The sequence below is a fragment of the Sphingobacterium paramultivorum genome (assembly GCF_014109745.1).
GTDB classification, from domain to species: Bacteria; Bacteroidota; Bacteroidia; order Sphingobacteriales; family Sphingobacteriaceae; genus Sphingobacterium; species Sphingobacterium paramultivorum.
Window position 1 is genome coordinate 4875057 of the sequence record NZ_CP058555.1, and the last position, 15512, is coordinate 4890568.

Consider the following 15512-nt stretch of genomic DNA (forward strand, 5'->3'; position numbering starts at 1 on the left):
TTGATTAATCGTTATAAGTCCATCCCGGATTTTGTGTTAAGTTTTTGTTGCGTTTAAGTTCGCTATGACTAATTGGCCAAAACCACATTTTGTCGGCAAAAGTGGTTTTTAAAGCCCATACCGCAACTGGCTGATGAAAAAGATCCCGATCTTTTTGATTCATGAGAATATTACAGCCATAGATGGGCAAAGCCTCTTCAACAGGAGCATCCATCCAACGACGCAAATCATAGTAACGTTGTCCCTCTCCCATAAGCTCGATAAAACGCTCGCGCTTCAAGGTTTTTCTAAGCTCGACTTTACTACTGTATACATTTGCACTATAATCTGGCACGCCACCACGAATCCGTACAGGCTGTATCCCCTTTTTCATCTCTGCAATATCGCGGCTGATTGTGTAAACACCGCCTCGCCAAGATGGAATACTGTAGGACCCACCCAGCTCATTTAATGCTTCTGCATACATAAGCAGAATATCCGCATAGCGAATTGCTGGCTCTGCTTTCGGTACGATACGAGCCATACTTCCCCCTTCATAAGTATCATTGGGATGGACAAACTTTTTAACACCGAAACCTGTGCGAAGCCAATAAGCATTGGACGAGTTAAACCCATTGCCCCTGTCATTATCGCGATAATAGAACACCTGCTGGTTCCGATTACGCTCTTGTGTTTCATTCAACAGCGTCCAGAAACTACCATTAAAAGCAACAGAAGCATAAAAACGAGGTTCGCGATTCGCATACTGCAAAGAGACTCCCGGGCGCAAGGGTTTATATTTTCCCTTGTCATAATCTTCTTGTGATACATAACCACCCAAGCGATTTGAACCATTTCCACGGCCTATTTCTTTATCCATTCCCGGTACATTCAAACCATTATCCATATAGTAAGCATCTACAAGCTTTTGCGTCACCCCATGCGTGTTCCATCCCGTTGCCGAGCGAGGAAGCTGATGGGCAACCATGGCATCAATCCCTTCGTTCTCCTGATTGGTACCACGTGTGAAGATTAACTCAGGATTTCCAGAGGCTGGCAACGTACCGTCAAATACCTGTGCATAAGATTTAGCCGGATCGATATTTGCCCAGCCATCGGGCCAGCTCTTTTCTGAAAAATTATTGTCTTTTGGTGGTACTACTGTAGCATCATTTCCTGTTGTTTGCAATCCTGTCCAATACAATTGATATACCCCTAGTTCCATTACATCCCGTGCCGCCGCCGCTGCTTTAGCCCACTTCTCTTCGTTATATTCCGCAGACAGCAAACGTTTTCCTTTATTATCAACCAACCTCGCCCCAATACTTGTATTATTACCATTGGCCAGCGGGCTTGCTGCATACAATAAGGCTTTAGCTCGCGTTGCCAAAGCTGCACCTACACTCGGCCGGGCAGAGCCATCTTGGCTTCTTTTCATACCCAAAGCCGCCATTTCTTTTGCCGCCAATAACATTTCATTACCGATATAATTAGCACATTCTTCATATGTATTACGTGGAACCGCCAAATTATCATAGCTATCTGTATAGTCTAACCCCTCATCTGGTAGCACGGGAATGGGGCCATATTTACGAAGCAAAAGCCAGTAGAAATAAGCTCTTGCAAAACGTGCCTGCCCGCGATAGTCCGCAATTTCAGCAGCAGACATTTCAGTATTCATATAGATATTCTGAATAAAGGTGGTTGCATTCCGAATCCCACGGTAGCATTGCGCCCATGTTCCCTGTTTATCATTCTCCGTATACAGGCCCATCTTAAACATATTGTAGGACAGTTCATTTTTTGATGGATCATAATCTTTATCGCGATCACCGAAGTACATGTCATCTGCAAAACAATGTGGAGTAAGCCCTTTACTCGCCACATCGGCATTTTCACCTTTGAATTCTAAAAATACATTTGCTAACCATTCTTCCGAATAGAGCTTACTTTTAAAGACTTTCTCCGTTGTGAGGCGATCCTTGAAATATTGATCAGACTTTAAATAATCCTTTGTACAAGAAGAAATGACGCCTGTGCCAAGCAGAAGCATGAATACAATATATAATTTCTTATTTTTCATTTCTTTAAATTTTATAGGTTAACATTGACACCGAAAGTGAACGATTTTGGCAATGGATAATCTTCTCCCCTTGGGCTTGCCAATTCGGGATCCCATAATTTGAATTTTGACCAAGTCAGGAGATTACTGCCAATTACAAAAAATCGAATGCTATTTGCCCGGATACGATTGGCCAAATGTTTGGGCAAGCTATAACCAATATCCACTGTTTTAAGTCGAAGATATTGACCATTACGCAGCCAAAAGGTAGACTCCCGAAAATTATTCGGATTAGGTCCATAACTAAGGCGAGGATATGAAGCATTTGGATCTTCTGTTGCCGGATTTCCAGAAATATCAGCTGCAATCCATCGATTATCGCCCATGCTACCTTTCATTACTTGCCCCCACTCGCCTTCGCTAAAGGCATATACAGTCTTTCCATAAGTAAAGAACGTGGATTTGCCTGCACCTTGAAAATGCACACTAATATCCAAATTTTTCCAGCTTGCCGACGTCCCCACACCATAGATTAGATTGGGTCTTCTAGTTGCACCGACAGCAACGCGATCGCCATCATCGATAACGCCATCACCATTCACATCTTTGTATTTAATATCGCCGGGTTGGTAGGTTCCGAAGGTTTGTTTTGGACTATTGCGAATGTCATCATAGTCTTTAAAAAGCCCCAAAGAGATCAATCCAACAGCTTGATCTACACGGTAGCCTTTTTGATTTTGATAACCATACACATTATTTTCTTCATCGATCGTCGTAATTTCATTTTTACTGTAGGTAATATTGCTTCGTCCTGTCAGATTAACTTCGCCCAATTTTCCCTTGTACTCCAAACGTCCATCGAAACCACGTGATTTAACCGCTCCCACATTTGCCCTTGGTGTACTTTCCAATCCCACCAAGCTTGGCAAATACCTACGTTCCATATAAATGCCGGTCCGTTTTTCATCAAAGAAATCCAAGTTGGCGATAACTTTATCCTTAAAGAGGGCGAGATCAAATCCCAGATTCTTCTTGACAGCCATCTCCCAGGTCACATATGGTGAAGCAACTTGACTATACCTTAAACCCGTATAATTCCGATCAACACCATAGTCTCCCCATTTGTAAACACTAGAAATACCAGAAATTGTATATAAATACGGAAAGCGTTCCAGGTCATTCCCAATTTTAAGCTGATCGTTCCCCACTTTACCCCAAGAATAACGAATCTTGAACATGTTCATCCAAGGCATATTTTCCTTGACAAAAGTTTCTTCGGAAACATTCCACGCTCCTGAAAATGCAGGGAAAAACCCATACTGCTGACCAATGGCAAAGTTCTCTGATCCATTATAACCGAAGTTAAAATCAACAAAATAACGCGATTTCCAATTATAGGTTACGCGACCAGCCATCCCTTGATTACGTCTTGCTATACCATTTTTTATATCATCGCCGAGATCTACTGTTTTTACAAGAGCATCGCGTGTAAACCGGGCAACCGCTCCGATATTATGATCACCAATATTTTTATCATAATTGAACATCATATCATAGAATTCGCGTCGGTCTCCTTTGGAGAAGCTGTACTGATACATTTCTCGCGGATCTGATATATGTCGGTAAACTATTTGGCCGTTTTCATCTCTTGCTCGTTCAGCGAGCCATTGTTCCGGCCATTTTCGTCGCTCAATATTGTTCTCGTTAAAAGTGTCGTAGCCGACAATGCCTCGAAAACGAAGACCTTTGGTGATAAAATCAAAATTCTGTTCAAGAGTAATATTTGTCTGCACTTTATTTGTCCAGTTCTCATTGAAACCAGTCTGTGTTGCCACGACCCACGGGTTTGTCATATTACCTTCGCCGATAGCCGGAACCCGACCATCTGAATACATAATTGGAGTTCGTATGGGCGAATACCCAAAAAGTACGCCCCAAAAGAAGTCATCACCAAGCCCCGGACTATTTCGTTTACTCAGGTCGCCCGCCACACCAACCTTAAGCAAAGTAGATTTGGTCACATTGATATCCGTATTTAAGCGATAGTTCCAACGTCTAAAATTTGCATTTGTGTTATAGTCTTTACGTAGGGCTTCATCTGTTTTGTACATCCCACCCTCATCAACATAACTTCCTGAGACAAAATAACGTGCAGTTGGTCCGCCGCCACTTAAATTCAAATTAGCACGGTAAGTCATCGCTCCTTTTTTGAGCAATAGATCTTTCCAATTCACATTCGGATAAAGATCAGGGTCGAGGCCCAATCTTAAGATTTCGAGTTCCTCGGGTTGGTAGACTGGGGCATTGTTTCGTGTAATACGTGCTTCATTAAGCAGGTTTGCATAAGTTACACCGTCCTCAAATTCGGGCGTAATGGTACGTGTATTGTAGATATTTTCATCTTTCAGGTTAATGCTAATTTTCCCTTCTTTACCATGTTTGGTTGTGATTAAAATAACACCATTGGCCCCCTTAGACCCATAAATAGCTGTTACAGCCGCATCTTTAAGTACAGTAATGGTAGCGATATCTTCGATATTGATATCATTGATATCTCGTTCAATATTATCAACCAGCACCAGTGCAGCGGTTCCACCGCCAAAAGTCGAGATCCCACGTATCCAAAATTCAGAAATGTTCTTACCTGGTTGACCAGACTGCATCATAGCCATCACCCCAGGGACATTTCCGGCGAGAGCATTTGTAATGCTGGATGTAGGATTTGATTTCATGGTCTCAACATCTACTGTACTTACAGCTCCTGTTAAGGTGAGTCTTTTTTGCGTACCTGTACCCGTTACAACAACCTCATCTAACACACTCGTTTCCGCTTCCAGCAGGGTTACGTTGACTGTCAAATTATCTTTTACCAAAACCTCCTTTTTTTGATAGCCAACAGAAGAAAAAATAAGGGTTTTATAGCGATCTACCTTGATTTTATAACGTCCATTATTATCGGTTACCACGCCCCATCCCGGAGCATCTTTTACCGACACGCTCACACCAACCATCGGTGTCTTCTGAACATCGGAGACAAGGCCAATAACCTCCACGCTTTCTTGGGCCATGGTTAGGCCAATTACCGTGAGCAGTAGCGTACATAGCAGTAATAATCTTTTCATAATTCTTTTTATTTTATTGGTTTTGGCTAGCTTGATCCATCTCTTCCAGCGCAATTTTACGAATACGACGATTGGCTTGATCTCCAATATAAAACGCACCTTCAGCTTCATCATAGGCAATACCTGAAGGGCGATCAAAACGTGCTTCTAAACGTAGATCTCCATTGACATAGCCATAAGGATTACTATTGAGACTAGAACTTCCCCTACCCGCAAAGGTTGTAACACTTGCTTCAGGGGTTAAAATCCGAATCGCATGATTCATCTGATCTGTAAAATAGAAATCATACGCGTCATTCTTACCCGCATCAACATAGGCTTGATTTTTTACAAATACACCTTGATAAGGATTATTTAGGCGCGCTGAAGAGCCTACGCCATCTTGATAACCATACGCTCTAATTTGACCACATACGAGGTAGGGCTGTGTAAATCGTTTCTTTTCCCAGTTGTAGTTTACACGGAGAATATAGCCTTGATTAATGACAACGATATAGGCGTAGTTGCCCGTTGGATGAATGAAAATCTTGTACTCCCATTGTGGATCATGCACCACAAATAACGTTTCATAATCTTTGACACCTAAACCTTCACTAAAGTATTTATTGAGGTCAAATCGAAAAAATTGACCCTTTTCATAGCTATTGAAATACATCTCTCCATTCACCGGATGGATTGAGGCGCCATTACACTGTTTATAAGTAGTTAAAACTTCCCTATCCTGCCAATTTTTGTCACGCGATAAGCGATATGTTGCCCGGTCATTCTCGCCGCCGCGATCCTCAGCAATAATCATATACTTCTTATCTAAAGTAAAATCAACACTACGTGGACGATCAAAATCCGAACGTTTTTTCGTGATGGTACTATCCTCAAAATTGACAAGGTATAATCCATTATTATTGTCAAAGGTCATCCAAAGATGCTTAGGATTGGCAGGATCAAACTTCATAAAAGAAGGCTCCCAAAACCCGCTTGCCATTTTATTTTCGTCTGCGTCCTTGAATTTCCCATCCCGCCAGGGTTCATCGCCACGCGCATTTCTGTAGCCCGCTAGTGTGGACACAACCATCTTGCGTTGATAATCGAATATTTTCTCAGCTTTACCTACAACTTGCTTGTCCTGATTACCGATGCGGACCTCAATATCCCCCTTAAATGCCTGTTTAGGTACAAGGCAATACAGAGATTCTCCTAAGGCATTGACAACGACAGCCTGTTTTCCGCCGATAAAGACCGCTACATTCTTCGGGTCATTACCAAAGTTTTTACCGTAGATTACTAGACGTTGACCTACCCCCCCAGATGATGGGGCAAAGTCAGATACAACCACAGGTTGGGAAGGATCAAAAGGGATCCCTTCATTTACACCGACAGGCTTATCATCTTTACAACTTACAACGCTTAAACTTAGCCCGACAACAGCCCAGATTAATCCATACAATAGCCAGCTAAAGCTCGCTGCTTGTTTAGTTTTCATAAGATATTATTATTGGTTAGAATTTTATTTCAACAACTTTACTATAACACCGTCAACGAATCCCAGATTCACCGATTTTGCGATATATTCCTTAAAATTTCATTAACATTACTGCTATTTATAGGATAGTTTTAGGACGAACGGATCGATGCTCGCCCTATTATTAGGCGAACGCTTTGTTTTAATTTCCACATAATTGGTTATTTTTATATAAAGCTAAATGGTATTAGCTATCTTAAGCTAAAAAAAGACTTTATGACAATTGCTTCAAAGTCTTCTGGTTTTTAAAAATTACTTTTCTCCTTATTTTCTATTTTAAACTCACAATAGCTGCCGACCTTAACGGTTCCCATTCCCACGCTCTACACTATTTTTTCTTCACGAAGAAAATGGACGAATGATTTCTGATTTGACTTTCTAAATGCTTCTCTAAGGTTTTCTTTCTATAATTGATTACTCAAATTTAGGGATTGTAAAGATTCTGATACTATAGAATTTTCTCAATAAACTGCTTATTTGTATCACAGCAAATAAAGATGACCACATATTTGCGTACACGCCACTTCTTGGATATTATTTTGAAAAAAGGTTAGCATGTGAAAAAGCATTTTGCTTTGGCTGACTGGAGAATTAGCCAGCTATTCGGAGGTCTTATGGATCAAGCCGCATCATTTGCTGCTCGCTTGGGTTCAAACAAAAAAAACCTGCAAAAATATTTGCAGGTTTTATCTTTTGTAGCCCGTAGGGGAATCGAACCCCTGTTTCAAGAATGAAAATCTTGCGTCCTAACCCCTAGACGAACGGGCCTTTTATGCAACTCCAATAACATTGTTGTTTTTGGAGTTGCAAATATAGATCTTAAAATCAGTATTCCAAAAAAAAATTAAATATTTTTTAAATAAGGTCGAAACCGATATCTCTTCTGAAGTATTTACCTTCAAAATATATCCTTCCAGCATCTGCAGTTGCCTGTTGAAGGGCTTCAAATAGCGTATCTTGCAATGTGGTAACAGCAATTACACGTCCACCTGCAGTAACGATCTTACCATCTAACTCCTTCGTGCCCGCTTGAAACACGATAGATTCTTTGACATTTTCAATATTAGCGATCTCTTTTCCCGACTCGTAATCTCCAGGATAACCTCCCGCAACCAACATAACCGTTACGGCTGTTTTAGGAGATACCGTATACGAACGTTGATCCAAATTGCCTTGTGCAACACCTTCCAGTAAATCCAATAGATCCGATTCAATACGTGGCAATACGGATTCAGTCTCTGGATCTCCCATACGAACATTATACTCGATGACATAAGGTTCCCCTTCTACATTCATCAGACCGATAAAAATAAATCCTTTATACGGAATACCATCTTTTTTAAGTCCTTCAACTGTCGGTCTGATAATACGCTCTTCTACTTTATTTAAAAATGTCTCATCGGCAAAAGGAACCGGAGATATCGATCCCATACCACCCGTGTTTAGGCCTGTATCACCTTCCCCAATACGTTTATAATCTTTTGCAGAAGGAAGCACTTTATATGAATTACCATCTGTCAAAACAAAAACAGACAATTCAATTCCTTTTAAGAATTCTTCAACAACCACAACTCGGCTAGCTTCTCCAAACTTTGAATCTGCAATCATCGCTTTTAGCTCAGCTTTAGCATCTTCCAGCGTCTCACAGATCAACACTCCTTTGCCTGCAGCTAAACCATCAGCCTTAAGCACAATCGGCAATTTTTGCGTTTCAAGGTAAGCCAATCCATCTTCCAACGATGTTGCATCAAACGATCTTGAAGCGGCAGTAGGTACGCCATGGCGATCCATAAATTGCTTTGAAAAATCTTTTGAGCCCTCCAATTGAGCCCCCTCCTGTTGTGGCCCTATTACCGGGATATTTTTTAAATCTTCCCGATTTAAAAAATAATCATGAATACCTTTTACCAAAGGCTCTTCGGGACCGACGAGCACCATTTGCACGTTATTCTCCAAAACGAAGGAAGCAATAGCAGCAAAGTCAGTAACTTTAATATTTATATTCTGACCATACGCACCTGTTCCAGCATTTCCTGGAGCAATAAACAATTGATCTAAACGTGGACTTTTCGACAACTTATAGGCGAAGGCGGATTCACGACCTCCTGAACCGATTATTAGGATATTCATAACACAAAGATATTTTTTTTATGCTAATTTTAAGGTATCAGATCGTTTAAAATGAGACTAATATTTTGATTTATAAATTGATTAAAGGAAAATATTTTCTAATTTTCATAAAACATTAGTCATATGTACGCTAAATTACTGCTGTTAGTAAATTGCCTCCTATTCGCTTTGTTGGCGTCGGCCCAGATCGATCAGACGTTGCAGAAACTGGATACTTACCATAGCCAGCACATTAAGGAAAAAATCTATCTCCATTTGGACAAAAATGATTATTCGGCTGGAGAAACCATCTGGTTTAAATTATACTGCACCACCGCCCCTTTTAATTATTTGAGCAACATTAGTAAAATTGCTAATGTAGAATTGATTTCTCCAACTAATAAGATCATTAAAAGTATCAAAATTCCAATTACACTCGGTCTAAGTATAGGCGACTTCAATCTGCCGGACACCTTGGAAGAAGGCTCATACCGCGTTAGATCATTTACCAGATGGATGCAAAATGACTCTGTGGCCAATTTCTATGAACGCGTTATTCCGATCACAAATGGCCGATCCGATAATATCATGACGAGAAGTGAATTGGTCAAAAACGGAACAGAAAACATGTTCCAGATTAATCTCAAAACCATTCAGGGAGCCCCGCTGATTAATAACAGCATCAGTTATACCCTACAACCGAACAACAGTAAAGAGAAATCCGGTCGATTAAAATCGAATGATAATGGCACTGTGGCGCTGGAATTGAAAGAAGACTTTAAAGGAGGGACGTTGTCTTTACAATTTCTTTCTCTGGATAAAAGACGTATTCTCAAAAGTTTTGTTATCCCCGATCCAAACAGCCAAAATAGCATTCAAATTTTTCCCGAAAGTGGCGAACTGATCAACAACATATTATCCAAAACAGGGTTCAAAATCCTTACTCCTGCTGGATTGGGAAAAAAAGCGAAAATAACCGTGGTGGAAGAAAATCAAACGACTATTGCAGACTTTGAAACAAATTCACTGGGTATGGGAAGTATCCCACTCGTCTTACAGACGGGAAAAAAATACGTCGCTACAGCCCTTTTCGAAGATGGGTCTTCAACAAGTGCTTCTTTACCCCCTGTACAAAATTCCGGATATGTTCTAACGGTAAATTCAGTACTAAAGGATAAGATTGCAGCACAACTTTCCGCTACTGCAGACTTGGTCAATGGCAAAGATATTTATCTGGTCGCCCAATACAATGGCCTTGTCTTCCATGCCGCTAAGCAGAAATTAAATGGAACGGAGATCCTATTCAATATCCCTAAAAAAAACCTACCTTCTGGAGTTTTACAATTATCCATCTTAACAGAACAAATGGTTCCTATAGCAGAAAGATTGGTATTTAATTACAATACGACATCGACCTTACTTCCTGTCTCCGTAGAACTCAACAAATCCAGCTTCACAACACGCGATAAAGTGATGGCAAATCTTTCCGTCAAATATGACGATAGTGACACCACTAGGTTTGCTGCGCTCTCCGCATCAGTGGTAAACCTCAGCAAGGTTGATTCCACGACAGATCGCTATTATTCATCTATTGTCTCGGAGCTACTATTGAAATCTGATCTTCGTGGCTTTATTGAACGCCCCAATTATTACTTTGAGGATTTAACAAACATTAAACTGACTGAACTGGACAATCTTATGTTGATCCAAGGTTGGCGCAAGTTGGACTGGAAGAATTACACCAGTACATCAACAACTTCATTCCTTCCTGAAAAAGGACTTACGATCGCTGGGACCATCAAGAAAACGGCCCGAAAGGCTGTAGTTCCAAATGCCAAAGTAACGCTGATACCGACGAGCAATATGTTGCTGAGTGTAGATACGCTGACAGACAATAATGGGCGATTTTCATTTGACGAACTTTTATTTGCAGACAGTGTCAAGTTTATTGTGACAGGTGATGGCCCTAAGGAGAAAAAAAGAGTTGATATTGTTATAGACAACCCGCTCACCCCCCTTCCAAATACGAGTAAAGATCAACCCTTGCTGGTTAACGACATCAATACCACGCTGCTTACACAACTGAAAAATAGCCAACAATTCCTTGGCGAATTGGAAGCTGCGGGCATAATCCAAAAGAGCATTCGGTTGGAAGAGGTACAGGTCAATAGAGTACGAACAAATAAAGCTGACAAGAACTCCAGAAACCTCAATGGACCAGGAAATGCCGATCAGGTCATTTCGGCAGAAGACCTTTCCACTTGTACGACACTGGAGCAGTGTCTTGCGGGTCGATTAGTTGGTGTCATGTTTCGAAATGGTGTCCCTTACAGCACAAGATCCATGGGGTTAAATGGCGGAAGTCCCATGCAAATTGTTCTTGATGGGATGTATATTGAAGCTGATCAAATTGATATGATCAATGTCGCCGATATTGCTAGTATTGAGGTTCTCCGCAGCATAGGCAACACGGCCATATACGGCAGCTACGGAGGCAACGGTGTTATCGTTATTACCAGTAAATCGGGAGATGCCATCTCCTCATCTTATACCCCTACAGGAATTCTAACGATCACGCCAAAAGGGCTATATGTACCCCGAACCTTTTTCAAGCCCCAATATGATGCAACAATCCAACATAAGCTTACACGCGATCTACGGACAACAATCGCATGGGAACCAAATCTGATCATACCAAAAGATGGGAAAACGCATTTCGAATTCTTCACTTCTGACGAACCTGGGACTTACAAACTAACCGTTGAGGGAATAAGCATGGATGGCAAGATTGCTCATCTTGAGTATTTAATAGAGGTAAAACCACAATAGTAGTGCAAACAAATCGTTAAATTTAAAGACAAGGTTATGGAACATATTAAAACCAAAATAGAAGATCATATTTTAAGTATTTTCATCGACAGGGGAAAATCAAATGCCATCGACACACAACTATTGAAGGAACTGATAAATACCTTGGAATCTTCCCAGCAAAATGAAGCTATTTATGGTGCAATATTGATTGGCAAGGAAAACTTCTTTAGCGCGGGACTCGATCTAATTACCTTATTCCAATACGATGAAGAACAAATTCGGGAATTCTGGAATTTATTCCTGGAAGCGACATCATTACTCGCGGCTTTTCCAAAACCAATAGTCGCCGCAATATCTGGTCATAGCCCAGCTGGAGGATGCGTACTGGCGCTATGCTGTGACTATCGGATTATGGCCGAAGGGAATTTTGTGATCGGTCTTAACGAGATTCCTGTCGGACTCATCGTCCCTGAAAGTATATTTCAGCTTTATGCATTTTGGATCGGAAAACGGAATGCTTATCAGAATTTGCTCGAAGGTAAATTGCTTTCTCCTGTAGAAGCAAAAACACAGGGTCTTATCGATGACATTGTTCCCGCTAATATACTCTTCAATACCGCAACAAAAAAAATAAAACAGATCACCCAGTTCAACCAAAAGACCTGGCAGACATCCAAATTGAACTTCCGAAAGGAAATAATCCTTAAATTGCGCGAGAATAGGGAAGAGACAATCCAGCGCATCCTCGAACAATGGTGGCTTCCGTCAACACGCTCTATTTTAAAGTCAATCATTGAAAACTTGACTTCAAAGAAGTAATATTAAACAAAATCATCATGAGAAATCTCTTTTTCTTTATTCTTATTTGTCTAACTGCAAGCACGATCTCCTGTAGAAATAGCAAAAAAGAGGATAAAGCTGTAAAAATCATTCAGGATTCAATTCCTGTGGATACCCTACAAAAACGTGACACGACTGAAAAGGAAGTAAAGAAAGAGAACTCCGAAACGCTGGAGGAAGTACTGGAGAAACTTGCCAAGGCATATTCAGAACAGGACAGTAAAACAATAAATTCCTATATACATCCCAAATTGGGAATTTATATTATCTATCGTCCCGGCGCGCTAGACTCTTATGTACACCAAAACAGTTTTAATTTTTCTAAACCTGTGCCAGAGTACCATTCTTATGAAAAGTTAACGTACAAGGGCCCATTGAAGGCCGGAAAACTACCTATTTTTGATTGTGGTACGATGAAGTGGGATAAAGCCGGATTCTATTATGATAAAAAGTCCCGCCCCAATGAACTATCTCAAACGGCAAAGTTCATGAATGAAATTCTTGATGCCAAAATTAGTAATACTGAATTACAGCGACTAAGAAATATAGAATCCAGAAGTTATAGAGCCATTATGACCTCCAATGAGCATGAAGAACCCTTTGTTTTTCACGTGACAAAAGAGGAAGAAAAATGGTATATTACAGTAATAGACCGTGCTTATGCTGGATGTGACGCATAATATTTTGTAAATTTTAACCAAACTTAACGATAATGAAAAATTTAGATAAGGACATACAAAAGAAAATCGAAGATTGGTTAACCCCAAGTTATGATGAAGGAACTCGGAAAGCAGTTCAGAATTTAATCGACAATAATGAGGAGACAGAACTTACGGATTCTTTTTACAAGGATCTTGAATTTGGAACCGGAGGTTTAAGGGGCATTATGGGTGTGGGCTCCAATCGTATGAATAAGTATACGATCGGCAAAGCCACGCAAGGATTAGCAAACTATCTAAAGAAACAGTTCCCAGATCAGGAGATTAAAGTAGCGGTATCTTATGATAGCCGCAACAATTCGCAGGCTTTTGGCCAGCTGGTTGCAAACGTGTTTGCGGCCAACGGCATCAAGGTACATCTGTTCACCGCATTGCGCCCGACCCCAGTATTGTCGTTTGCCATCCGTCATTTCGGCTGTCAGAGCGGTGTAATGCTAACGGCTTCACACAACCCAAAGGAGTATAATGGTTATAAGGCTTACTGGAACGATGGCTGCCAGCTGACTGCACCTCATGATAAAAATGTAATCGACGAAGTAAACGCAATCAGTTCAGTTAGCGCTATTAAATTTGACGGAAATACGCAAAACATCATTCCTGTCGGGGAAGAAATCGATCAGCTCTATATCAATGCCAATAAAACATTAAGTATTCATCCGGAAGCGGTAAGGGCTCAAAAAAACTTGAAAATTGTTTTTTCGCCGATACATGGCACTGGAATTACCATTGTTCCTAAAATGCTAGAAGCCTGGGGATTTGAAAATGTTTCAGTCGTTGCTGAACAGGCCACGCCCGATGGCAACTTTCCAACAGTAATCTATCCAAACCCCGAAGAGGAAGATGCAATGGCCTTAGCAAAGAAAAAAGGGGAAGAAATTGATGCTGACCTTGTATTAGCAACAGATCCCGATGCTGATCGTGTAGGGATTGCCGTAAAAAATAATAAGGGACAGTTTCAACTGCTCAATGGTAATCAGATCGGCAGTTTATTGATATACTATGTCCTCAGTGCAAAAAGTGAACTAAAACAACTCGGATCGAATCCATATATTGTAAAAACAATCGTAACCAGCAATTTACAAGCCGATATTGCAGATCACTACGGTGTAACGCATTATGAAACACTGACAGGCTTCAAATATATTGGTGAATTGATTACTAATCTAGGCGATTCAGCACAATATCTTGTGGGCGGCGAGGAAAGCTATGGTTTCTTGGTCGGCGATCTAGTGCGTGACAAGGACGCTCCAAACGCTTGTGCTTTCCTAGCCGAAATGACCGCCTATTTCAAAACAAAAGGAAAAACAGTTTACGAAGTTCTATTAGATATCTACAAAGAATTTGGCTGTTATCAAGAAAAGCTAATTTCCCTAACAAAAAAAGGAAAGGCTGGTGCCGAAGAAATTCAGGCCATGATGAATGGCTTACGTCATAATCTACCAACCATACTCGGTGGAATAAAAGTCAAAGAAATCAGGGACTATCAGCTTTCCCAAATCACAGATATGAGTACAGGGGAGCGAAGAGCGATCGCGTTACCTAAATCTGATGTGTTACAATTTATAACAGTAGATGGCGATGTGATTTCTGCCAGACCATCGGGAACGGAACCCAAGATTAAATTTTACTGTTCTGTAAAAGAAAGCTTAAAGGATACCGCTGATTATTTCGATGTGCAAACTATTTTGGAAGAAAAGGTTGACCGTATGATGAAAGATATTGTAAGCTAATGGAAAAATGGAAACTACTATCCTCTGAATATATCTGTAAAGAGCCTTGGGCTACACTGCGCAGAGATACCTGTGAGCTTCCGGATGGACGGATCAATGACCATTATTACGTACTGGAGTATCCAGATTGGGTAAATATGATCGGAATTACTGAGCAGAACGAACTTCTGGTCATTAAGCAATACCGCCATGGAGCAGGCATTATTTCATTGGAGATTCCCGCAGGGACAACAGAACCAGGAGAAGATCCTAAAAATGCTGCTGTGCGTGAAATGCTTGAAGAAACAGGCTATCAATTTGATCAGATTGAAGAAATCGCCACGCTTTATGCCAACCCGGCGACAAGTGGCAATATTACCTATACCTACCTGATGACAGGGGGCAAAAAAGTTCAGGAACAGGCATTAGATGAACATGAAGAAATCGATGTTTATCGTATACCGCTTGAAGAAGCAAAAAGCATGTTGCTGAACAACAAATTCAGTCAGGCACTACATGCTAGTGCGCTATTCTATGCTTTCAACAAATTAGGCTTGTTATAAAACAAGCCTAATTTTATTCTGTTTTTTTCATTCATACTTTTAATTTTCACTAGCTTGCTGATTTTTGTACCTTTGCATC

At 40.7% G+C, this 15512-nt stretch carries 9 protein-coding genes and 1 tRNA gene; 5 read left to right on the forward strand and 5 right to left on the reverse strand.

The annotated features are described in order from the left end of the window. Positions 1-4: 4 nt before the first annotated feature. From HS960_RS20295 to purD, 5 genes are all read right to left on the reverse strand, one after another. Entirely contained in the window at positions 5-2062 is a 2058-nt protein-coding gene (locus tag HS960_RS20295) for a RagB/SusD family nutrient uptake outer membrane protein (RefSeq protein ID WP_159730046.1), read from the reverse strand. A gap of 11 nt (positions 2063-2073) precedes the next feature. Continuing rightward, entirely contained in the window at positions 2074-5163 is a 3090-nt protein-coding gene (locus HS960_RS20300) for a SusC/RagA family TonB-linked outer membrane protein (protein ID WP_182330540.1), read from the reverse strand. Between the two features lie 13 nt (positions 5164-5176). After that, positions 5177-6643 (reverse strand): IPT/TIG domain-containing protein, encoded by a 1467-nt coding sequence (locus HS960_RS20305; protein ID WP_182330541.1) that lies wholly within the window; start codon positions 6641-6643, stop codon positions 5177-5179. 735 nt (positions 6644-7378) lie between these two features. Continuing rightward, positions 7379-7450: transfer RNA gene (locus tag HS960_RS20310), tRNA-Glu, on the reverse strand. Positions 7451-7537: 87 nt separating this feature from the next. Continuing rightward, on the reverse strand, positions 7538-8812 hold the full coding sequence (gene purD, locus HS960_RS20315) for a phosphoribosylamine--glycine ligase (protein WP_153845327.1): 1275 nt from the start codon (positions 8810-8812) through the stop codon (positions 7538-7540). A 123-nt stretch (positions 8813-8935) separates the two neighbouring features. Between purD and HS960_RS20320 the strand changes: the two genes are divergently transcribed. From HS960_RS20320 to HS960_RS20340, 5 genes are read left to right on the forward strand one after another with little or no spacing between them, the layout of a single operon-like run. After that, positions 8936-11620 (forward strand): carboxypeptidase-like regulatory domain-containing protein, encoded by a 2685-nt coding sequence (locus HS960_RS20320; RefSeq protein WP_182330542.1) that lies wholly within the window; start codon positions 8936-8938, stop codon positions 11618-11620. 36 nt (positions 11621-11656) lie between these two features. After that, on the forward strand, positions 11657-12421 hold the full coding sequence (locus HS960_RS20325; protein WP_153845325.1) for an enoyl-CoA hydratase/isomerase family protein: 765 nt from the start codon (positions 11657-11659) through the stop codon (positions 12419-12421). A 17-nt stretch (positions 12422-12438) separates the two neighbouring features. Continuing rightward, positions 12439-13122 carry a hypothetical protein gene (locus tag HS960_RS20330; RefSeq protein ID WP_153845324.1) on the forward strand — a complete coding sequence of 228 codons (684 nt, stop codon included), beginning with the start codon at positions 12439-12441 and terminating at the stop codon, positions 13120-13122. A 32-nt stretch (positions 13123-13154) separates the two neighbouring features. Beyond that, a complete protein-coding gene (locus tag HS960_RS20335) occupies positions 13155-14891 on the forward strand; it encodes a phospho-sugar mutase (protein WP_153845323.1) in 1737 nt (578 codons plus the stop codon). Further along, positions 14891-15433, forward strand: coding sequence for an NUDIX hydrolase (locus tag HS960_RS20340; RefSeq protein ID WP_153845322.1), 543 nt, complete (start codon positions 14891-14893; stop codon positions 15431-15433). Before HS960_RS20335 ends, HS960_RS20340 begins: the two co-directional genes overlap by 1 nt. The last annotated feature ends 79 nt before the right edge of the window (positions 15434-15512 follow it).

Bases quoted from the DNA above. Each gene is read 5' to 3' on its own strand.
- HS960_RS20295 (WP_159730046.1), bottom strand. From the start codon at position 2,062: ATGAAAAATAAGAAATTATATATTGTATTCATGCTTCTGCTTGGCACA.
- HS960_RS20300 (WP_182330540.1), bottom strand. From the start codon at position 5,163: ATGAAAAGATTATTACTGCTATGTACGCTACTGCTCACGGTAATTGGC.
- HS960_RS20305 (WP_182330541.1), bottom strand. From the start codon at position 6,643: ATGAAAACTAAACAAGCAGCGAGCTTTAGCTGGCTATTGTATGGATTA.
- purD (WP_153845327.1), bottom strand. From the start codon at position 8,812: ATGAATATCCTAATAATCGGTTCAGGAGGTCGTGAATCCGCCTTCGCC.
- HS960_RS20320 (WP_182330542.1), top strand. From the start codon at position 8,936: ATGTACGCTAAATTACTGCTGTTAGTAAATTGCCTCCTATTCGCTTTG.
- HS960_RS20325 (WP_153845325.1), top strand. From the start codon at position 11,657: ATGGAACATATTAAAACCAAAATAGAAGATCATATTTTAAGTATTTTC.
- HS960_RS20330 (WP_153845324.1), top strand. From the start codon at position 12,439: ATGAGAAATCTCTTTTTCTTTATTCTTATTTGTCTAACTGCAAGCACG.
- HS960_RS20335 (WP_153845323.1), top strand. From the start codon at position 13,155: ATGAAAAATTTAGATAAGGACATACAAAAGAAAATCGAAGATTGGTTA.
- HS960_RS20340 (WP_153845322.1), top strand. From the start codon at position 14,891: ATGGAAAAATGGAAACTACTATCCTCTGAATATATCTGTAAAGAGCCT.